Raw genomic sequence first — 20006 nt, forward strand, 5'->3', positions numbered from 1 at the left:
TAAATTTAATAAATGATGACTAAAGTTCTGTCGTCATGGTTTCCGGGACTCCAGAAGTCCATCCACTGGGAAAGTGCGGCTGCAACATTTGGATTTCCCTTTTGCAATTTTACCTGATGTCCTTCCGGATTGTCTCCTTCCAGGTCTGCGATCAGGCGGTTCCAGACCTCCGGTTGTGCCAGCTTAAAAGTGGTTTCAAATTTCGCATCATAAATTCCATCACTCATCATCATGAGGTAAGAAAAATCAGGAACGATCCGGGCAGAAAAGCGGCTTGGATAATCCGGCTGCTCAAATATTTCGGACATCGTAACGAAACGTGTAGCCCCTCCATATTCACCGGCATCCAGCCAATTCAATAAAGTGACCTCATTTTGTTTGCTGTTTAATAGCGATATAGGACAATCACCTACACTAAATGTTAAGATGGCCCAGCCCTCATCGAATTGTTTGATCAGGCATAAAGCAAGCGTGGCATGTAAGTCGGAAAGCTGCGCATCCAGACTATTGGCCAATGTTTCCAGGCGGAGGTACAGCTCCTGAATGGCCGGGCCCAGGAAGGTGGCTGCAATGTGCTGAAGTTCCTGTTCAAGCGGCTTTTCGCCATTGTGGCTTGTCATCATTAACTGTGCTTCCAGCTGTTCATAAGCGGAAGCAGGCAATTCCTCTAAGTGGCCGACTATCGTTTCAGCGGCAACCTTAGAGCCCAGCCTGGACAATCTTGCACTTCCTGCACCATCTGATACGGCCAGGATGTTCCAACCCTGTGTTCCGGTATCTCCCAAGGCATAATGGTCTTCCCTGAACTTACCGATATTGGCATGCGCCCTTCCTCTTTTTGAGGCCGCTACCAGTTGCTTAGTTCCAAAAGATTGTTGTGTATGTACTTCATCGGCTTTCCACCAGGGATCATTTGGATCACTTTCCAGTGTTTTCCATAAAGAACGTGGATCCGGATTTACGGCAAAAGGAATTTTCTTTTCCATTGCTTCTCCTGCAACAAGGAGCTGGAAAACAAGTTTAACATCCGCAGGCTCCAAAGGAATTCCGCTTAAGGTTTTACTTTCCGCAGCATAGGTTAATCCAATCTGTTCCAGTCCGGTTATGTTTGATATGATCACTTCGTTCCAATCTTCTCCTTCCAGGTTAAGCACCACCTGATAAGTTTTACCTACTGTAGCATTTGGCAGTACAATGCGTTTCTCTTCCAGGTTTTTCTTCCTTTGAAATATTTCCCACTTTTCCATTGGCCTGTCTATCCCTGCGTTCTGTTAATGTCGAAACCGCCACCACCTGTTCCGTATTGTGCTTTTGTATTGCACCATGGGCAGGTACTGTACTCTTCTTCTCCGATGCAATGAATTTTACCGCAGGAACAAATGGCAAGGCCATACTGGTTGCCACAGGAAGGACAGGTCGGCGCTCCGATCAGCTCTTCGCTATTGATCTTAAAAGCATTGACCGACTGGTCAGAGAGTTCATAATAAGAATTGTCGACCTGAAATGCGCCGTTAAGTTTATAGGCAACGGTTTGCAGGCCAAGATCAGAGAATGGGGAATCATTCAAGACCTTTCTGTATTTCATCAGGTAAGGCCTTTTGGTATTCTGGCATTTCGCGGCAAGCACGACAAAGTTCGGATCAATGTATTCCTGCGGGCTGTCTTTCTTGCTCAGGTCAATCTTACTGATGACCTGGTCGTCCAGTTTGGCCAGTTCAAAACCTGAAGTGCTGTTGTCTACACTGACACTGCTCGTTTTAATCGAGTCTGTTACCCATTTAAAAAATGCGGTATATTGTTCCGTGCTGCTGTTGTTAAACATCAGCACATGCTCGGTCAGTTCAGTTAACAGAGAAAGGTCTGTTTCCTGTCCGAAAGAGATGACCACGAGATTTGTTGATTTCTGCCAGTTCTGTTTCCACTCCTGAATTGCAGATCGGGTATCGTCTGTAGGCACACCATCAGTAAGCAGGAAGATGATTGGCTTCCAGTCTCCCTTTTGCTCATGCGTGGTTTTAATCACATTAGACCTGAGTTCGTACATCAGGTGCCCCAGTCCTTTACTCAAAGAGGTTCCTCCCCCAATGGGAAATCTGGGTGGGTAGAAATCGGCGATTTCCTGTAACGGAACAATGGTCCTTGCCTGTCCGGCGAAAACCAATACCGAGACCCAAACCGTTTCTATGGCATATGGGTCGGATTTTAAAGCTTTAATGATGTTGGCCATTCCTTCTTCAACATGTTGAATAGGTTCGCCAATCATGGATTCAGAAATATCTATAAGAAAGTATATAGGAAGTCTTCTCATGTGATGGAATAGGATCAGATAATTAAGTGGATTTCGGATGGTGGTGGCGGCAGGGTAATGCTTTCAGTAGTTCCCATAGACTTATTGCCCTGGTCTATGGCATCGGAGACCCATTTAAAAAACTGTTTTAACGTGCTGCTGTCTGCGGTGTCCAGGTGAACCACCGTATCCGTCAACTCCTTTAAAATGGAGTCGTCTGCCAGGTGTCCGGCAGCGCAGGCCACAATGGAAGCGAAATTTAGAGCTTTGATTTTAGGGATCATCTCCCTGTAGCGTTTCAGATCAGAAGGTTTGCCATCGGTAAACAGGAAAAATAAAGGACGCCAGTCGGCGCTTTGTTCATTGGTGGCTTTCTGAATTTCAGCGGTTGCTTTTTCATGCAGCAATTCCAATCCTTGCCCCATGTGTGTCGGCCCGCTTTGGGGGCACATGATTTCGGGTAATTGAAAATGAACCAATTCCGTCAGGGGAACAAGTTCCTTCACTTCTCGATCGAAGGTAATGATGCTGATCCATAAGGAATCCAGCGCCTGGGCATCGGTTCTTAAAGTACTCAGCATTCCGTTTAAAGCATTGTTTAACGCTTGAATAGGCTCTCCATACATCGACCCGGATGTATCCAGCAAAAAATAAACAGGTAATCTTCTCATCTAATTTTTCAAAAAGGTAATCAGCTAAACGCTATAGTGTATGTTCTTATGAATAGGTTAAAGTTAATTGGTTTTTTACAGATAAAATAATTAATTCAGAGGCCATGGTTGTTTTTTTACTTTAATTAAATACCATTTGTTTTTTATTCTTATCACAGAATTATGTCTACCTTAATCGAACGCATCATTCATTCTCCCTATGAAAAACAAACTGAGCATCCTTCTTCTTGAGGACCCTGAAAGAGATAAAGGGGAAGTCGTCGCTGCATTAAGGTGCTCAGGTACTGAGCTTAATCTCTTGGCTGTCCATGGGCTGAAAGACTATACGAAGGCGCTGAAAGAATTCTGCCCTGACTTGATATTGGCTTCATTTTCGGGAGCGGAATCTATCGGACATCAGGCTTTTCGCCTGGTAAAAGCCCTGGATCCGAAAATTATATTTATCGGGATCAGCAGTATTGAATTTGAAGATGAAGGCTTGAAATTGCTGGAGGCAGGCGCCGCAGATTACTTTTTAAGAGACCGGTTGGCCCGTCTTCCTTTCGCCATGTTGCAGGCATTGGAAGCAACGAGATTAAAAGCTCAGGAAGCACAGCATCTTCAGTTGCTTTGGAAGATGCCCTCTGCAGTGGCCATTGTGACCGGACCCGAGCATACATTTCAATTTGCAAATTCCTTTTATCAGCAGCTCAGCGGAAAAGAAAACATCCTTGGCAAACGCATCTCTGAAGTATTTACAGATCCGAGGCATCATTTTATTATTCAGGTTGCCGATCAGGTTTATCAAACTGCGGAAACATTTGTCGACAAGGAAGTATTTGTTCAGCTCGATGGAGGGATGGCTGGAAATCCGCTTTTGAGCACTTTATACATCAATTTCACTGTTCAGGCCCTGCGCGATGATAACGGCGCAATTGAGGGGTTATTGATCTTTGGAATGGATGTGACCGAACAGGTGCAGTCGCGCAAGGAAACAGAGCAGGTAAACCAGGAGATTGACAAGTTGTTTGGTGCCGTTAACGAGGGGTTCTACCTGAAAGATATTGTAAATAATAAATACATTCAGCTGTCTGCAGGCTGTCCTAAAATATATGGGTATACGAGCACAGAGTTCCATGAGAACCCTGATTTATGGTATGAGGTAATTTATCCTGAAGACCGGTTTATTGTGGAACGGGATGATGTGCTGCTCCTAAAAGGTGAGCAGGTGAAAAGTGAATACCGGATTACCCATAAGGACAACAGCATGAGGTGGCTGGAAGTCAGGGCTTTGCCGAATCTCGTAAATGGAAAGCTCGTTAGCGTTGAGGGGGTAGTGAGCGACATCACGCAACGGAAAGTTTCTGAAGAAAAGATCAGACTGGCGGAGGCCGGCCTTTCTGAAGCCCAGAAGATGGCGCAGATTGGCAACTGGAGTTACGATTTGATCAGACAGGAACTGACCTGGTCTGATGGCTTGAAAGAAATCTATTGGAGTGATGAGTCTCTGATCCCTGCCAATCAGCATTTTGAAGACCTTGTTCATCCTGATGACCGGCTCAGACTGGAATATGAGGTTGGCAAGTTGAAGCGAATCGGAAAGAATATGAAGACGAATTTCAGGATCATGAATTCGAAGGGAGAAGTCAAGATCCTGACCGGAGAGAACCGCATTGAGTTCAATAAGGAAGGTCAACCCATCCGGCTTTATGGCATCTTACAGGATGTCACTTCGTTGAAAATTGCCGAAGAAACACTAAAAAAATCAGAAGCCAACCTGCGAACGTTACTGAACCATACCGACGCGGCTTACATTCTGGTAGACCATGAGTTGAAAATTGTTTCTTACAGCCATCTGGCACAAGAAATTGCCGAATTCAGGGGTTATGAGAAGCCTTACGAAGGCAGTTATATTTTCGATTACTTTGTACGACAAAAGCGCTCAAAACTGGAGAAAATCATCGAAGAGGTGACCAATGGGAAGAACATCGCTTATGAGATTAAGGTGAAGGAAAAGAACGGACAGCAAAAATGGTATGCGATAAAGTGGGTTGGGGTCAATGACAATGAGCATAAAAACTGGGGCTTCATCCTGTCGATAAAAGACATTACGCAGGTGAAGATCCTGGCCGATCAGCAAAATCTGATCACCTCTGAACTGATCAGAAGAAATAAAGACCTGGAACAGTTTACCTATGTGGTCTCTCATAACCTCCGTGCACCGGTCGCCAATATTATCGGGCTTAGTGAGTTGATGAATACCGTCGGTTTAGACGAGCGGGGTTCTGCCGAACTGATGCACGGCTTGCAGACTTCGATCAGGAACCTTGATACGGTGATCAAAGACCTCAACTATGTTTTACAGGTAAAAAAAGACGCACCCGGCCGACTTAAAGAACCTGTTGACATTCAGGTGCTGGTGGATGAAATCAGGCAAAGCATTAACCACCTGGTAGTCCAGGAACAAATGGTTATTGAATGTGACCTTGAAGTTCATCAGGCTTATACCGTACGCGGTTACCTCTACAATATTTTCTATAACCTGATTTTAAACAGTTTAAAATACCATAGACCAAACCTCCCTCCCTGCCTTCAGATCAAAGCTTATCTGACCGGGAACCATTTAAACCTGGTTTTTAAGGACAATGGAAAAGGCATGGATCTGCGTAAATACGGCAGTCAGCTGTTTGGCCTTTACAAGCGCTTTGACCTGGAAGTGGAAGGCAAAGGAATGGGTTTATTTATGGTAAAAACCCAGATTGAAGATTTAGGTGGAAGCATTCAGGTGGAAAGCGAACCTGAAAAAGGAACGACCTTTCATATCATACTTCCGGTATAAGCCTGATTTATTTAATGATGTCTCCGCTATAATATTTGGCCAGGAAAAAAGCAAGATCTTCTTTATAGCCCCTGCCTGAAGCCTCGAATTTCCAGCTGCCGTTTCTTTTATAAAGACGGCCGAATTCAATGGCGGTTTCAATAGAGAAGTCTTCATCCAACTCGTATTTGGCAACCTCCTCTCCGGTAATATCATCTACGATTCTGATATAGGAGCTCCTCACCTGTCCAAAGTTTTGTCTTCTGATCTGTGCTTCATGAATGGTCACTACAAACAACAATTCCTGAATGCGCTCGTCTACCAGGGAAAGGTCTACTTTGACAATTTCATCATCTCCGGTTGCACTATTTCCTCCTGTAGGGTCATCTCCTGTATGAAAGAGCGCTCCATCCGGAGATTTATCATTTCCATAGAAAACAAAAAACTCTTCTGCCGGGATCATCCTGTTTGCATCGACCATGAATGCAGAAGCATCGAGGTCAAAGTCATGCCCTGTTCCATCATTAGGGTCCCATCCCAGTCCCACACTGATCTTTGATAAACCAATATTGATTTTTTCGCCTTTACGTAAGTTAATTGCCATATTTTCTTGATTTGAACTTTTTAAAGTTAGTCGCTTTTGCGGGAATGGCAATTCTATTTTTTTATCTTGGCACAAATTTTACAAGTGTGAGCGCAAAAGACTATTCAGCGAAAGCTACCAATCAGGAAATTGAAAGCAGATTTGATCAGGATGTGGAACGTTTTTCCAATCTGGACACCGGACAACTGACCACACTTGATGCACCATTGACCATGGAATTGTGTACTGAGGCTGCGAAATACGTGAATCCTGAAGCGAAAGAATTGCTGGATATCGGATGTGGTGCAGGGAACTATACCCTGAAGATGCTGAGTAAAATTCCAAATCTGAACTGCAGCTTAAATGACCTGAGCTTGCCCATGCTGGAAAAAGCAAAGGAAAGGGTAACTGCGCAAACGCAGGGAACGGTGACTACAATTCAGCTGGACATGAGGCTGCTGGAACTGGAAGCGGAGCAGTATGACATTATCCTTGCTGCGGCAACCTTGCATCACCTGCGGGGAGATGAAGAATGGAAGCAGCTGTTTCAGAAGCTGTACCGCGCATTGAAGCCCGGAGGTTCTTTCTGGATCTCCGACCTGATTACACATGATGCCCCTCATTTGAACGCTTTATTCCAGCAGAAATACGGGACTTACCTGGAAAGCCTCGGCGGACCGGAATACCGGGAAAAGGTTTTCGATTATATTGCTTATGAAGATACGCCCCGATCCATTGGATATCAGTTGAAGCTGATGGAAGAAGTTGGCTTTAAACACGTGGAAGTGTTACACAAAAATCTTTGTTTCGCAGCTTTTGGAGGGGTAAAATAAAAATATGTCTTTACTTCAAACTATTGCCGGGAACTATAAAAGGTCTTTCTCCGGATTGAGCCGTGAAACCTGGATTCTGAGTATTGTGATGCTCATTAACCGAAGTGGGTATATGGCTGTGCCTTTTATGGGTTTATATGTGACCCAGTCGCTCCACCGTTCTGCATCTGATGCGGGCTTTATCATCACGCTTTTTGGTTTGGGTTCTATTCTTGGCTCTGCGGCCGGCGGTAAGCTGACGGATGTGATCGGATTTCGGCCTGTTCAGATCTTTTCGGCAATTATTGGCGGCACCTTTTTTCTGTTCTTTGCCAGTATCACCCATTTTCATACGCTTTGTATCCTTGCGGTGGTGATTAGTTTCTTTGCGGAGGCTTTTCGTCCGGCCAACTTTGCGGCGATTGCTGCTTATGCAAAACCGGGACTGGAAACCAGGTCTTATTCTTTAAATCGTCTGGCTACCAATATCGGATGGGCATTTGGGGTAAGCATGGGCGGTTTGATTGCTTCTTATAACTATAGCTTGCTTTTTTATGTAGACGGGATGGTCAGCATTTTTGCAGGATTGAGTATCTTATTTTTCCTGCCGAAGATTAAGGCCTACCGGAAGACCATCAAAGAAAAGGTGAAAGGGATTGTGGTACGTAAGCCATGGGAAGATGGCCTGTTTATCAAATTTATCCTGTTGAGTATGATCTTTATCATCTGCTTCTTTCTGATGTTCAGGGTAGTTCCGGTCTTCTTTAAGGAGTCCTGGAAGATCAATGAATTTATGATCGGACTGATCCTGGGACTGAACGGGGTGATCATCGCTTTGTTTGAGATGGTGATGGTACACCGGATTGAAGGAAAAAGATCGCCGGTGTTTTTCATCACTGTTGGAGTGTTGTTTATTGCGGCTTCTTTCCTGGTGCTGATGATTCCATTCGGCTCTCCGATCTTGCTGGGAACTTTATGTATCGTATTTTTTACCGTGGGAGAAATGTTTGCCCTCCCCTTTGTGAACACTTTTGTGATGAGCAGGGCAAACGAGTTTAACAGAGGACAGTATGCGGCAGGTTATATGCTCGTTTGGTCTGTCGCACAGGTGGTAGGACCAACAGCAGGTTTTTACATTGCGGAACACCATGGTTATAATGTGCTTTGGCTGATCTTAACTGCTTTATTACTGGCCTGCGCCTATCTGTATAAATTTATGAAAACGGAATAGTTGTTTTTATGCGTTCAGAAAGTCTTCACGATGAGGCGTAAAAGCATCGATCAGGATTCCCGGTTCTAAACACAGGCAACCATGAATGGCATGTGGCGGCACATAAAAGCCATCCCCTTTTCTGATGATTTTCTTTTCCGAACCAATGGTCATCTCAAACACGCCGCTGTCTACATAAGTAACCTGGGTATGGTGGTGTTCATGAAGGGTACCGATGGCTCCGGCTTCGAATTTTGCTTTGACCAGCATCACTCTGTCGTCATATCCAAAAACCTGTCTTTTTATGCCATTACCAAGATCTTCCCAGGGCATTTCGCTTTCTATTTGAAACAATTCACTTTGCATGTTGAAATAATTATAGCCAAATATAAATAAAGGGGCCAATGAATAATCACCGGCCCCCATTATTTTGTGAAAAAGAAGAATTAGAAAATTTTGAAACCTACAGACAGGTTGTAAATGCCTGTTTTTTCCTGTAATCCTTTATTGATTTTCGTGAATCCTCTGGTGTAACGGGCATCTATGGTTAAGCTTCCCAGGTCCACTCCTGCATTAATTACACCACCAATATTGAATTTCTTGTAATCAAATGAGGTCGGTGAATTCGGTTTATTCAGGGTATAGCTGAAGTCTGGCCCGGCAGATACGTGCAGGTTAAAGGCTTCAGTATTGATGATTTTATAACCGACCATCAATGGAATGTTCATTTGTTTGAAACTAGGCTTGTAAGTAGATCCGCCATAGTTGTACTCACTTTTAAACGCAGTGTAATTAATCTCAGGTTGAAAATAAAGGGTTTTACCTATCCTTGCAAATGCACCGACATTGAATCCCATTTTCCCTTTTTCATTAGACAGTCCTTTAAAGTCAGAATGTAGGTTTGCGAAGTTTGCACCTGCTTTAATTCCGAAGTTTAATCCTGGAACTTGCGCCTTAACGGAATTCATACTGAAAATGCTTACGGTGATGATAAGTAGATACTTGATTGTTTTCATTTTGTTGTTCTTTTAAATAATTGATCAATTAAATTTTTGATGATTTACAGGTAGGACAACCAAATCAAGACCTACCCCTACGTCGGTTTAAAAAAAAATCCCGGAGTAGTTCCGGGATAGGATGATCAGTTCTTTTTGAAAAAGAATAAAATGAATTATGATAAAGGATTGTTGTTCATTGAAGAAAGGGGAAGAATGCTCCCCTTTTTGAATTAACAAACTATATGAGAACGCGAGATGTTTTTGTTTCAATTACTTTTTAAGGTCGTAAATTGAGGAAAAATCCCCGATGCACCTCCATGCATCAGGAATTTTCGTTTTATAGGGGGGATGTCATAAAAGTAGGTAAGATCAGTGATACCGCCAATTCTTTTACGCCAATGAAGGGTTTGACGTGGTGAACAATACGAATTGCATGGTGAATGAAAAAGCACCCTTCAAAATCCGTTAAAATCATCCATAACTTGGTGTAAACGCAATAAATCCTAGAGTTCTGCATAGAAATTATAGTTTTATCCCTGAATTTGATTTAACTTTACACATTCTTAATAAAATTCATGAAATAATAAAAAGTATTACGCCAAGGACCTGTTTTGCGTTGTGAATATTTTTAGGTTAGATTTATTAATATTATTCCAATTATAGGAGGAGATCAATGGACAAGAAATTAAACTGCGTAATTATTGACGATGAGAAACACGCTGTAGAACTCCTGGTAGATTACATCAATACCATGCCCAATCTGCAACTTGTAAAATACTTTACAAATCCTTTGCAGGCTTTGATGGAAATTTCGGCCAATGACCAGATTGATATTGTTTTCATGGACATGGATATGCCGGGAATGTCAGGAATAGATCTTTCAATTGCCATAAGAGACAAGACAAAGTACCTCGTGGTTACTACGGGGCATTCTAAATATGCTTATGAAGCGTTTGGCGTACAGGCAAATGAGTACCTGCTGAAGCCCATCTCCATGAGCAAATTTGCTTTAATGATCAAGCGGCTCCTGAATTCGGAGCTTGCCGTAAAAAATGCGGTTGCAGCAGATGATTTCTTTTTCATCAAGACGGATCAGGTGCAGAAATATACAAAAATCAATATCAGAGACATCATCATGATAGAGGGTTTAAACAACTATGTGAAGATCCACACCGTGAATGAGACGCATGTGGCTTATTTGACGATGAAGGAGTTGGAAACGAAGTTGCAGGACAACCATAACTTTGTCAGGGTACAAAGGTCTTTTATCGTCTCGATGAATTACATCACCAAAGTAGAGGGATATACGATTATTCTGAGTAATAAAATGGAGGTGCCTTTGGGGACGACCTATAAAAAGCAGTTTTTAGTATTTCTGGGAGAAAAGACAATGAAATCCAAGCGGAATGTACCCGATTAGATCTCATTGCCTTAGGCACTTTCTAGTGCGCTCCATATCCAATTATACCACTGGTATGCGATGTTGCACTGGTATTGGTCGGATCTGTATAAGTTTTAACGGTCTCAGTATAATAACCTGATTTACCTTTTTTTGATTTGAACACAAATAATGTGCTTTTCTTTAGATTGATTGCTGTTAGTTCCTTTTTCATGTTCTTTTTTTTAGGAAAATTAAGCAGGATAACAGGCTCCGGGAAAAGTATTACGTTAACACTGGCTTCTTTTACACGAAATGAAAATAACACCCGATAATTTCAAGGACTTTTTATACCGGTACCGGATCCATTTTATAGGCTGGTTCCTCTTTATCTTCTATGAAGTGGTGATTATGGGCGTGATCCGCGGGGCCTTTGCGACGTTTGGAAATTATGCGCTTTTCTATACGTTTAACATCATGTTGTTTTACTTCCATGCACTGGTGGTGATGCCTGCGGCAAAAATGAAGAGCATTCAGGCACTTTGGAGATTGCCTTTATTCATTTCGCTGGAAGTGATGCTGTATATTCCGCTCGTTCTTCACACTGCTGATTTCTTAAACCGTTTTGGTTCTCTCGAGCTTATTGAACCGGTACAGTTTACCTTCAGGGCACATACCAATGTGGCTTACCGGGCAGTTTATTTCATTCTGTTTGCTACCGGTTACGACTATATTCTCAATTACTTCAAGGAAAGAAAACGGGCGGAAGAACAAGAGAAAGAGCGATTGCTGGTCATTATCGAAAACCAAAGGATTTATTCCGATCTGATTAAGTCGCAACATGCCCATCTTAAAGCGCAAATCAATCCGCATTTCCTGTTTAATACCTTAAATTTTATTTACACAAATACCAGAAAAACTGCTCCTGAAGCCGCAGAAGCGATTATGGCTTTATCAGAAATGATGAGGTATTCTATTGAAGAGGTCAAGGACCATGCACAATCTGCCTTGTCGGGAGAATTGGAGCAGGTAGAAAACCTGATCAGGCTCCATCAGATTAAGGCGGGACATGGTTTATACATTTCCCTGAATTATACAGAAGATGTGGAGTCGATTCAGATCATTCCCCTACTCATCATGACGCTCGTGGAAAATATGTTTAAACATGGGGAACTTCGGCAGGCCGCTCATCCCGCAAGCATTGACATCAGCTGTTCCGGTGGATTACTTCAGGTTTGCACGAAAAACCTGATTACCGAGCAGCCGGCATATAGCAGTCACCATATAGGCCTCAGTAACGTTAAGAAGCGGTTAAAGTCTGCTTATGGCAACAAAGCCACGCTTCATACTGCCGTTACTGAGGACCATTATTTTCAGGCCACTTTAACGATCGAGCTTAACGAGGTGTAGATGTTGCTTTTCAAGTTGCAGCAGTTTGTACAGGAAGCTGTAAATGATCGTTTCATGGGCCCTTGGCTCAGTGGCAAACAACCTGTTGATGTGCATGTGAAAAAGACTGCAAAACAGGGACCTTCGGTTTTCGGGATCACTTTCAGCTAAAGTTAAATTAAAGGAACGGATCAGCTCACTGGGGAGGGCATGAAGGACCTGATCCAGACTTCCAAAGGGATATTCTTCCAGAAAAAGACTCCATTCCCTGTTCACCTTTTTAAATTCAATACTCGTCATGCGGTGTTCCTTCTCAAATGATTGCTGAACATTTCGGATAAAGAGCGCCTGATCTCTTTGGTTAAGACCCAATGTCCCCAGAACTGTTTTCATTAATGCCGTACAATTGGCATATTTATTAAACAGGTCCGGATTACTTTCTATAAGGCTTAAAGCATAATGGCTGTCGGCCGTAAAATGACGCTCTGTAAGCGCCATCTGTGCAGCTCCATAACGTTCTGTTTCCCGGTAATAAGTTTTCAGCTGAACGTCTGTAATGATCCCATCCGATAATTCTTCTGCGAGTATTTCCATTAACCTGCTGATGTAAAAATAACCCTCTTCTTCCTGCTTCAACTGGAGCCTTAACCTGAGGTGCGGAGCCGGATCATTGTACCGGATAAAGAACCAGGTTTTAAAATTCCGGGAATGGCTTTCTATGAATTTTCCGATCAATGCTGCAAGGATGAAATCTGCCCTTTCCTCATGACAATAAATCTCAAAATAAAGCCAGTCTTTCCCTGGAACAATGACCCGTTCGATGTCCTTATCTTTTGCTTTTTTTAGGGGTGCATGTCCGGAATACAATAATTCGTCGTGATTTAACGTGAGGAGAACCTGAGTAAAGTAACTCTTCTTATATTCATCTTTAAATCTCTGATTAGTAGACATGATACACTCACTTATAACGAAATCGTTGTATTGATTCAGGTAGGATTTGAAGTGAAAAAGATCGGTTTCATTCTCTTTATCGAAGCATAAGGTCTGGTCTCCGTTCCCTGCAGAAAAATACCTGCTCACCCCCATTTTATCCAGAAAAGAAAGGACTGGCTCCTGCCCCTGATCTGAGGCTTTGATTCTCCATTTTGCCGTAGATAAAACCAGATTTTTGTATTGAATCCTGGGGTAAAAATCCAGTCCGGGTAAGAGCGATTGAATGTCAAACGATACTTGTGTCTGGATCTGCTGATGTTGCAAGTCGCATAGAAAGCGATAAACCGACAAGTCAGACCTGCTGTAGTTATAAGCAGAAGCGAGTCTGGGGATCAGCCTTTTTCCATATTGCGCAGAGAGCAGGATGATTTCTCCGTTCTTAACCGTAACCAGGAGGTCATTTAAAGAAATGAGCTCCTTTGCACAGGAGTAGTTTAAAATGGGAAGTTCATGGTCATAAATCCCCTTTCTTCGGTTTACATTGTCGACTTTTCCTTCAGCCATATACCCCAGATCGAAGAAAATCACCTCTGGATTTGCTGCGGATTCTGCGGCAGCAATCTGTTTACAATGTGATTCTACGGCCTTGCTGGCCATGGTAAACCTTCCAGCCAGTGCATTACCAGTGCAGCCTCCTATTTGCTCCAGAATCACGAGTTCATCTGAAAATCTTGCTAAAGCACTAAAACTGTTGGCTGGCTTTATCTTCCTGTCAGACTGAGGATTGTTCTTTATTTCCTCCAGTTTAATGACTTGATTTTTATCGCCGTTTAGCATTTCCTTAAGCAAAGACCAGGCAAAGGCTCCGGGAGGAATTGCTGCCGGTGCTGAGCTGCCTATGGCTTCCCTCAGTTCATGAGCTAAATCCGTTGTGGCAGCAACACCGGCAAAATCTCCGTAACCGATTCCCAATTCCGGATCAAGCACCATCATTAAAGGCAGTTCCTGAGATTCGAAGCGCCTTTGGAATTCTGACGAAAACAATTTAAGACCCTGATTATCTGACGACAACCCTATACTTGTTAAATAATCAATACAGGATGGTAAATGCACTAAAGCGGCTTTATCGACGCCACCTGACAAGACCTTACGTTCTGCGATCAGGTATTGTTCTGCTGTGCCGCTGAGGGGCTGCCTGCTCCTGCCAAAGTAATCCGGTCCAATGATATTGGGGTTCAGGTCCGTGAAAAGCAGTTGTAAATCGAGCATCGCTTTGAGGATCCCTGTGAGCACTTCTTCGGAGACAGCATGGCCTGCGGCAAAATCACAGATGGCGGCATAGGTGGCCTTTTTACTGCAAAATTCCAGCAAATCTATAATGAACGTACTTTTTTCAATTTCAGCCAGCTCAAACACCTGCTCCTGCAATGAAATGAAGCGAATATTCCTGGAGGTGGAATAAGTGCTTGAATTTGAGAAATAGAGGCGATCTGAGGAAGTTAAATCTTCATTCGAGACTTGGAGGTCGTTACGGCAAGACCAGTCTTTAAAACGATGCAAATGCTGCTTCTGAGAAAAGACCACTTCCTTTGGACCTGCGGTTAATTCCGCAACGGCAAAACCTGCAAAGCTGCCATATGGTGTCCCCCGGTATTTGGACCGGTTGAAATACTTCCATATTGTAAACTGTACTTTCGGATCTAAAGTAGCCAGTTCATGGGCTTCAATTGTTTTTATTTTATCATAGAAAGTACTGGAAGAAAAGCTAATAGCTATTTTTAGTTCTTCCCATACTTCAACTAACTGATCCGTAATGGAGAATGCCGGAATTCTTAAAAGAACGACAGGGCTGATGGTTGTTTTCATAATTACAAATTCCTACAGATAAGAGGAGGAACAAAATCTATTACGTAAACGAGGCGATCTATTACACGAATTTTTCAGCTGTTTTAAACCTTTTGCCCTGATTTAGGTCTTTATTACTGATCGCAAAGATACAGCGGCTGGAAGCCACTGATGAAACAGGAAAAAAAACGTCATAATTATTAACAGGAACATCAGTTCCGGCAATTTGAGGTGACGATAATACACTATTAAGATAGTTAAGTCATAAAAAAGTAATAGCCCATTAAAATTAGATCTAAACATCAATTAATCAATATATTAGCGTTTAAACATCAAGCCTATAGCAGAACAATACCTAAATAATAATTCAAATATTCATAGCACTAAACCCAAATTCTATGATGAAATACCTTTTTGGTGGAGCAGGATTGATTACGATGACGATGGCCTTCACTATGATAAACAGGGAGCCGGTAACTCCCCGGATTAACCCGGTTGTAATTCCAACTGAAGATAGCCTGTACAACAGGCATGTCAGTAACATTTACCAGTCCGCACATCTTGCCGAAAGCGGGTTAACCCCATTAGTTTTTGAAAAAGCCCTTACCGGCTTTTACAACCTCAAAAAGTCCGGACAGGTGGCTGCCGGCAAGTCCATTTTAACGATTGCAGATTTCGACCAGAACAGTACGAGTAAACGTCTTTGGATCATCGATCTGGAGAAAAAGAAGCTCTTGCTGAATACCTGGGTCGCACATGGTCAGCGTAGCGGAAATGATAAAGCAACCCGCTTTTCTAACGTCAACGATTCCTTTCAAAGCAGTATCGGATTTTACTTAACTGCCGAAATTTACAGCGGTCAGCATGGTAAATCACTGCGCCTGGATGGAATGGACGAAGGTTTTAATTCCAATGCCCGCAAACGATCCATTGTTGTTCATGGGGCCGATTATGTGAGTCAGGGGACGATCAACGCGCTTGGGCGACTCGGAAGAAGTCAGGGCTGTCCGGCAGTAGCACCGGAACTGGCAAATACCGTGATCAATACCATCGAGGGCGGAACGGTTCTATTTATCAATGTGACCGATCATTACTATACTTCCAGGTACCTGAATGAACATATTGCAGCGCAATATGCGGCAACAGATACTGCTGATCGTGAGCTGAATGCATTGAGCATTTAAGCCTGATCAAATAAAAAAATACAAGAGGCAGGCTATATTGTCCTGCCTTTTTTCATCTTCAAAACAGGAACAATTGTTTATCTTGCTTTCCCAAAGCCAGTTTATGTTCCAGCCAATTTTACAACATATCAACCGCTATATTCCTCTGAATGAAACTGAAGAAGCCCTGGTATCTGAAAAACTGAAATACCTTCAGCTGAAGAAGAAAGCCCTGATTTTAACGGAAGGGAAGATCTGTTCTGCTAATTATTTCGTGGTAAAGGGTTGCCTGAGGATGTATTTTTTTGACGATAAAGGAGTTGAACAAACCACGCAGTTTGCAATTGAAAACTGGTGGATCAGCGATTACACCAGTCTGGAGAACCGCATTCCCTCCGGATTTCAGATTCAGGCAGTAGAAGCATCAGAAGTCATCGCGTTGGAAAAAAACATTCAGGAAGCGCTTTTTGAAAGCGTGCCAAAACTGGAACGGTATTTTCGCCTGATCCTGCAACGGGCATATTCAGCCGTTCAGACCAGGACAAAATTCCTCCATACCTTATCCAGAGAAGCGCAGTATCACCAGTTCAACGATGCATTTCCGGAATTCGTTCAAAGGGTGCCTCAGTATATGCTGGCCTCCTATCTGGGCTTTACCCCTGAATTTCTAAGTAAAATCCGGGCCAGGAAAGTGAAAAGAATTTCTTAAACCAGGTTAAGTTTTTTTAAGGCTTTTGATGCCGAAATTTGAATTGAAATTTAAACACGGTAAAATCGTGACTAAAAAACAATGATATACTTATGAAAGATAGAATCGATATTCAGAAGACCAACCCCAAAGCATATCAGGCCATGTTCGCACTGGAGGGCTTTTTAAACGAAAGTTCCCTTAGCAAATCTCATAAAGAATTGATTAAGATCAGGGCTTCACAAATCAATGGATGTGCTTATTGCCTGGACATGCATACCAAAGATGCCAGGAAACATGGAGAAACAGAACAGCGGATCTATACGCTGAGCGCCTGGAGGGAAACCTCATTCTTTACTGAAGAAGAAATGGCTATTCTTGCTTTAACAGAAGAAGTTACACTAATTCCTACCGGAGTATCGGAGCAGACCTATAATCGTGCTGCTGAATTATTTACGGACTTACAGTTATCTGAAATTATCATGGCAGTGGTGACCATCAATGCCTGGAACAGGATTGCAGTTAGTACCCATAGGAAACCAGAATTGGATCGGGTTTAGAAAAAGTAAGCTTAAAAAAAAGCCCCTCCGGATTTGTTTTAACAGACCAGAGGGGGCTTTTTAATGCGGTAAATAATTTACGATTTCGGATTCAATGCGTTATTGATGCGCACCAATAAATCCTGTAAATGATATTTACTCAAACCTGTTGCAGCAGGAATGGCAAGACGGACATCTTTGGCTAAACTGGCCATATGCGCGCGACTAATGCTGGATACATCTGAACTTGTAGGATCAGATGACCTCATTCCAGGGAAACCACCGGGAGCAGCCGATGAAGGCGCTACCATCAGCTTACTCAGGTTGTCTATGTAAGCTTTTTGAAGGTTTCTTCTGTACACGTCGATGTTCTTATGGTTATACAATTCAGACCAGATTCCGCTTTTAAGGTCGGCAAACAAATGTTCCGCAGTATAGGCTTTGGCACCACTCATTACCTCTGCATTGATGAGTTTGCCAATGGTATTGGCATTCAGAAATCTGGATAAAGTACCTTTCTGAATTCCCTGAAAAACATCTACAGGATTAATTCCGGTACGTTCTATCAATTCTTTGTTGATTAACCAGGTTGGACTGGTAAACAATTGTGCATTTAAAAAGGTCATTGCCTCCTTTTGTGTAGCATAAGGAACAGCGACAAAAGAAGCACCACTTTCTTCTACCGTTTTAGGTGTAGAATAAATTCCTCCAATATTCTTTGCCACATGTCCCATGTAACGGCCATATTGACCTACAAGTTCACCGTACAACGTTTTTGCATTCTGGTAACCTTCATTTGGCTCTTTGCTCCAGGTCAATAGATTCGGCAAAATGCGCTTTAAGTTCTTAATTCCGTAAGTGGAAGCCAGCATGGCATTGTCGCCAAGGTCTTCATTCTGGTTGCGGGGATCATTTGGATCACTTTCAGTTCCGAAGATCAGGCGTTTATTTCCGGAAATTTTGCTGATGATGTTTTTGTTAGAACTCGCCAGTTCCTCTTGTGGGCCTTTAAATTCAGGCGTCCATTTATAACCCCATTCGATTGCCCACAAATCATAATCACCGATTCTAGGGAAAATTCCTTTGGAACTGATGTTATCTTCCGGCTGAGCAACATAGTTGAAACGGGCATAATCCATGATTGATGGGGTATGTCCATTTTTTTCTACCCATTGTTTATCTCTTAATTTTTCTACAGGTACGGTTGCTGAAGACCCGAAATTATGACGTAATCCCAGGGTATGTCCGATTTCATGAGAAGAGACAAAACGGATCAGTTCCCCCATCAGCTTATCATCGAAGGTCATTTTGCGCGCTGCAGGATCAACTGCTGCTGCCTGGATCAGGTACCAGTTTCTAAGGATCAACATCACATTGTGATACCAGTTCACATGCGTTTCCAGGATCTCTCCGGTACGTGGATCATGAACGTGTGGTCCGCTTGCATTTGGAATATCTGAAGGTTTATATACAATTACGTTATGTCTGGCATCTTCCAGGCTCCATGCAGGATCTGAAGGCGCTTCTTTAGCTACAATTGCATTTTTAAAGCCTGCTTTTTCGAAGGCTGCCTGCCAATCATTTACCCCTTGAATCAGGTAAGGCACCCATTTTTTTGGCGTTGCAGGATCGATATAATAAACAATTTGTTTTTTAGGCTCTACCAGCTCTCCTCTTTTATATTTTTCGATGTCTTCAGCTTTAGGCTCTAATCTCCATCTCGTGATCAGGGAAAGATTTTTCACCCCCTGAGGATTGGAATCAAAATCTACGAAACCAGTAGCAAAATAACCCACGCGCGGATCAAAATACCTTGCTTTCATTTGTGTAGAAGGCAATAAGACCATCGAGCTGTTCAGTTCATAAGTAGCCGGACTCGCACTTGGTGCGCCACCCATTCCACCTGGCATCGGTGGAGCCGATTTTGCATACGTTTTTAAGGTACGGATCTCAATGTTCATCGGATAAGCTTTGATCTCTTTGATGTAACTTCTGTCGTTCATCATTCCGGTCAGGTTTAATGCTTTTTTCACAGAAGGATCAAAAAAGAAAATCTCATTATCGCCGTTCATATAATCTGTCACATCAATAACCACACCTTTTGCACCGGAAACGGAATCTTTAGCAAATGCTTTGATGTCAAATGAAGCGACCAATGGCTGAACATTTGAGTTCATCACAGATTTATACAAACCTTGCGCAGTAGTATCCTGAGAGCGTTCTCCAAAAGAAATGCTCTTTATGAATAATTTGTTGGCAGGTCCTTTTTGAAAAGAAATGACATTATCGCCAATCTGGTCCCCACCATAACCCATCATTTGTGAACGGTTACCGGCAGCAGCCTTACTGATTCTGTTCACAATAAGAATCTCCCGCTCCAGCAAAGAATCCGGGATTTCGAAAAAGTAACGGTCTTCGATGGTGTGTACTTTAAACAGTCCTTTATCTGTTTTTGCTTTGGCGGTGATCACTTCGGCATAAGGCTTAGGCCCGTTTGCTGCAGCTGGGCGGTTAACGGCATTCGGATTTGCAGCCGGACTTACCGAAGCCGCATTTTTCTTTGGGTTTTTCTGTTGAGCAAAACCTTGAAAACCGGCACCTAAGAGTACCAGCGTGATCAAACTTAATCTTTTCATTAGTTATAAATTGGTTTTTAGATCTATTTGTTCCTTCATACCGGAACGGGCTATTTGTGGTGTTTAATTCTGGATGA

General features: G+C 42.8%; 17 protein-coding genes. 8 read left to right on the forward strand and 9 right to left on the reverse strand.

All coding sequences use genetic code 11. The features are described 5' to 3' along the window. Nucleotides 1–5: 5 nt before the first annotated feature. Genes AAFF35_RS15125 through AAFF35_RS15135 form a run of 3 tightly spaced genes read right to left on the reverse strand, consistent with a single transcriptional unit; the run spans nt 6 to nt 2958 of the window. Nucleotides 6–1247 carry a PP2C family serine/threonine-protein phosphatase gene (locus AAFF35_RS15125; RefSeq protein WP_342327356.1) on the reverse strand — a complete coding sequence of 414 codons (1242 nt, stop codon included), beginning with the start codon at nt 1245–1247 and terminating at the stop codon, nt 6–8. Between the two features lie 8 nt (nt 1248–1255). After that, on the reverse strand, nt 1256–2308 hold the full coding sequence (locus tag AAFF35_RS15130; RefSeq protein ID WP_342327357.1) for a TerY-C metal binding domain-containing protein: 1053 nt from the start codon (nt 2306–2308) through the stop codon (nt 1256–1258). A 14-nt stretch (nt 2309–2322) separates the two neighbouring features. After that, a complete protein-coding gene (locus AAFF35_RS15135) occupies nt 2323–2958 on the reverse strand; it encodes a VWA domain-containing protein (protein WP_342327358.1) in 636 nt (211 codons plus the stop codon). Between the two features lie 199 nt (nt 2959–3157). Between AAFF35_RS15135 and AAFF35_RS15140 the strand changes: the two genes are divergently transcribed. Beyond that, entirely contained in the window at nt 3158–5776 is a 2619-nt protein-coding gene (locus AAFF35_RS15140) for a PAS domain-containing protein (RefSeq protein WP_342327359.1), read from the forward strand. 7 nt (nt 5777–5783) lie between these two features. On the opposite strand, the gene AAFF35_RS15145 is transcribed toward AAFF35_RS15140, so the two are convergent. Further along, nucleotides 5784–6359: a TerD family protein gene (locus tag AAFF35_RS15145; RefSeq protein ID WP_342327360.1), complete on the reverse strand. Its 576-nt coding sequence runs from the start codon at nt 6357–6359 to the stop codon at nt 5784–5786. A gap of 86 nt (nt 6360–6445) precedes the next feature. On the opposite strand from AAFF35_RS15145, the gene AAFF35_RS15150 reads away from it, so the two are divergent. Further along, nucleotides 6446–7171 (forward strand): methyltransferase domain-containing protein, encoded by a 726-nt coding sequence (locus AAFF35_RS15150; protein WP_342327361.1) that lies wholly within the window; start codon nt 6446–6448, stop codon nt 7169–7171. A 4-nt stretch (nt 7172–7175) separates the two neighbouring features. Beyond that, entirely contained in the window at nt 7176–8381 is a 1206-nt protein-coding gene (locus tag AAFF35_RS15155) for an MFS transporter (protein WP_342327362.1), read from the forward strand. Nucleotides 8382–8387: 6 nt separating this feature from the next. On the opposite strand, the gene AAFF35_RS15160 is transcribed toward AAFF35_RS15155, so the two are convergent. Then, nucleotides 8388–8726 carry a cupin domain-containing protein gene (locus tag AAFF35_RS15160; protein ID WP_342327363.1) on the reverse strand — a complete coding sequence of 113 codons (339 nt, stop codon included), beginning with the start codon at nt 8724–8726 and terminating at the stop codon, nt 8388–8390. An 80-nt stretch (nt 8727–8806) separates the two neighbouring features. Continuing rightward, the gene (locus AAFF35_RS15165) at nt 8807–9376 is read right to left on the reverse strand and encodes a porin family protein (protein WP_342327364.1); all 570 of its coding nucleotides are present in this window, start codon (nt 9374–9376) and stop codon (nt 8807–8809) included. 655 nt (nt 9377–10031) lie between these two features. On the opposite strand from AAFF35_RS15165, the gene AAFF35_RS15170 reads away from it, so the two are divergent. Then, nucleotides 10032–10778: a LytTR family DNA-binding domain-containing protein gene (locus AAFF35_RS15170; RefSeq protein ID WP_342327365.1), complete on the forward strand. Its 747-nt coding sequence runs from the start codon at nt 10032–10034 to the stop codon at nt 10776–10778. Between the two features lie 22 nt (nt 10779–10800). Here the strand turns inward: AAFF35_RS15170 and AAFF35_RS15175 are convergent, their stop codons facing one another. Next, nucleotides 10801–10971, reverse strand: coding sequence for a hypothetical protein (locus tag AAFF35_RS15175; RefSeq protein WP_342327366.1), 171 nt, complete (start codon nt 10969–10971; stop codon nt 10801–10803). An 80-nt stretch (nt 10972–11051) separates the two neighbouring features. Between AAFF35_RS15175 and AAFF35_RS15180 the strand changes: the two genes are divergently transcribed. Beyond that, nucleotides 11052–12146, forward strand: coding sequence for a histidine kinase (locus AAFF35_RS15180; protein WP_342327367.1), 1095 nt, complete (start codon nt 11052–11054; stop codon nt 12144–12146). Here the strand turns inward: AAFF35_RS15180 and AAFF35_RS15185 are convergent. After that, on the reverse strand, nt 12120–14924 hold the full coding sequence (locus AAFF35_RS15185) for a thiopeptide-type bacteriocin biosynthesis protein (protein WP_342327368.1): 2805 nt from the start codon (nt 14922–14924) through the stop codon (nt 12120–12122). The two genes, AAFF35_RS15180 and AAFF35_RS15185, sit on opposite strands and share 27 nt — an antisense overlap. Before the next feature lie 377 nt (nt 14925–15301). On the opposite strand from AAFF35_RS15185, the gene AAFF35_RS15190 reads away from it, so the two are divergent. The 3 genes from AAFF35_RS15190 (at nt 15302) to AAFF35_RS15200 (ending at nt 17314) form a co-directional block, all read left to right on the forward strand. Then, entirely contained in the window at nt 15302–16087 is a 786-nt protein-coding gene (locus tag AAFF35_RS15190) for a murein L,D-transpeptidase catalytic domain family protein (protein ID WP_342327369.1), read from the forward strand. Between the two features lie 103 nt (nt 16088–16190). Further along, on the forward strand, nt 16191–16775 hold the full coding sequence (locus AAFF35_RS15195; RefSeq protein ID WP_342327370.1) for a Crp/Fnr family transcriptional regulator: 585 nt from the start codon (nt 16191–16193) through the stop codon (nt 16773–16775). Nucleotides 16776–16867: 92 nt separating this feature from the next. After that, a complete protein-coding gene (locus tag AAFF35_RS15200) occupies nt 16868–17314 on the forward strand; it encodes a carboxymuconolactone decarboxylase family protein (protein WP_342327371.1) in 447 nt (148 codons plus the stop codon). A gap of 77 nt (nt 17315–17391) precedes the next feature. Here AAFF35_RS15200 and AAFF35_RS15205 read toward each other — a convergent pair whose 3' ends face one another. Beyond that, a complete protein-coding gene (locus AAFF35_RS15205) occupies nt 17392–19929 on the reverse strand; it encodes a zinc-dependent metalloprotease (protein WP_342327372.1) in 2538 nt (845 codons plus the stop codon). Nucleotides 19930–20006 lie beyond the last annotated feature (77 nt).

It is taken from the genome of Pedobacter sp. FW305-3-2-15-E-R2A2 (assembly GCF_038446955.1).
In the GTDB taxonomy this organism is placed as follows: domain Bacteria; phylum Bacteroidota; class Bacteroidia; order Sphingobacteriales; family Sphingobacteriaceae; genus Pedobacter.

Excerpts from the sequence above, each read along its gene's own strand:
- AAFF35_RS15190 (WP_342327369.1), top strand. The coding sequence starts at position 15,302 with ATGATGAAATACCTTTTTGGTGGAGCAGGATTGATTACGATGACGATG.
- AAFF35_RS15175 (WP_342327366.1), bottom strand. The coding sequence starts at position 10,971 with ATGAAAAAGGAACTAACAGCAATCAATCTAAAGAAAAGCACATTATTT.
- AAFF35_RS15170 (WP_342327365.1), top strand. The coding sequence starts at position 10,032 with ATGGACAAGAAATTAAACTGCGTAATTATTGACGATGAGAAACACGCT.
- AAFF35_RS15180 (WP_342327367.1), top strand. The coding sequence starts at position 11,052 with ATGAAAATAACACCCGATAATTTCAAGGACTTTTTATACCGGTACCGG.
- AAFF35_RS15200 (WP_342327371.1), top strand. The coding sequence starts at position 16,868 with ATGAAAGATAGAATCGATATTCAGAAGACCAACCCCAAAGCATATCAG.
- AAFF35_RS15205 (WP_342327372.1), bottom strand. The coding sequence starts at position 19,929 with ATGAAAAGATTAAGTTTGATCACGCTGGTACTCTTAGGTGCCGGTTTT.
- AAFF35_RS15185 (WP_342327368.1), bottom strand. The coding sequence starts at position 14,924 with ATGAAAACAACCATCAGCCCTGTCGTTCTTTTAAGAATTCCGGCATTC.
- AAFF35_RS15155 (WP_342327362.1), top strand. The coding sequence starts at position 7,176 with ATGTCTTTACTTCAAACTATTGCCGGGAACTATAAAAGGTCTTTCTCC.
- AAFF35_RS15130 (WP_342327357.1), bottom strand. The coding sequence starts at position 2,308 with ATGAGAAGACTTCCTATATACTTTCTTATAGATATTTCTGAATCCATG.
- AAFF35_RS15165 (WP_342327364.1), bottom strand. The coding sequence starts at position 9,376 with ATGAAAACAATCAAGTATCTACTTATCATCACCGTAAGCATTTTCAGT.
- AAFF35_RS15160 (WP_342327363.1), bottom strand. The coding sequence starts at position 8,726 with ATGCAAAGTGAATTGTTTCAAATAGAAAGCGAAATGCCCTGGGAAGAT.
- AAFF35_RS15145 (WP_342327360.1), bottom strand. The coding sequence starts at position 6,359 with ATGGCAATTAACTTACGTAAAGGCGAAAAAATCAATATTGGTTTATCA.
- AAFF35_RS15135 (WP_342327358.1), bottom strand. The coding sequence starts at position 2,958 with ATGAGAAGATTACCTGTTTATTTTTTGCTGGATACATCCGGGTCGATG.
- AAFF35_RS15195 (WP_342327370.1), top strand. The coding sequence starts at position 16,191 with ATGTTCCAGCCAATTTTACAACATATCAACCGCTATATTCCTCTGAAT.
- AAFF35_RS15140 (WP_342327359.1), top strand. The coding sequence starts at position 3,158 with ATGAAAAACAAACTGAGCATCCTTCTTCTTGAGGACCCTGAAAGAGAT.
- AAFF35_RS15125 (WP_342327356.1), bottom strand. The coding sequence starts at position 1,247 with ATGGAAAAGTGGGAAATATTTCAAAGGAAGAAAAACCTGGAAGAGAAA.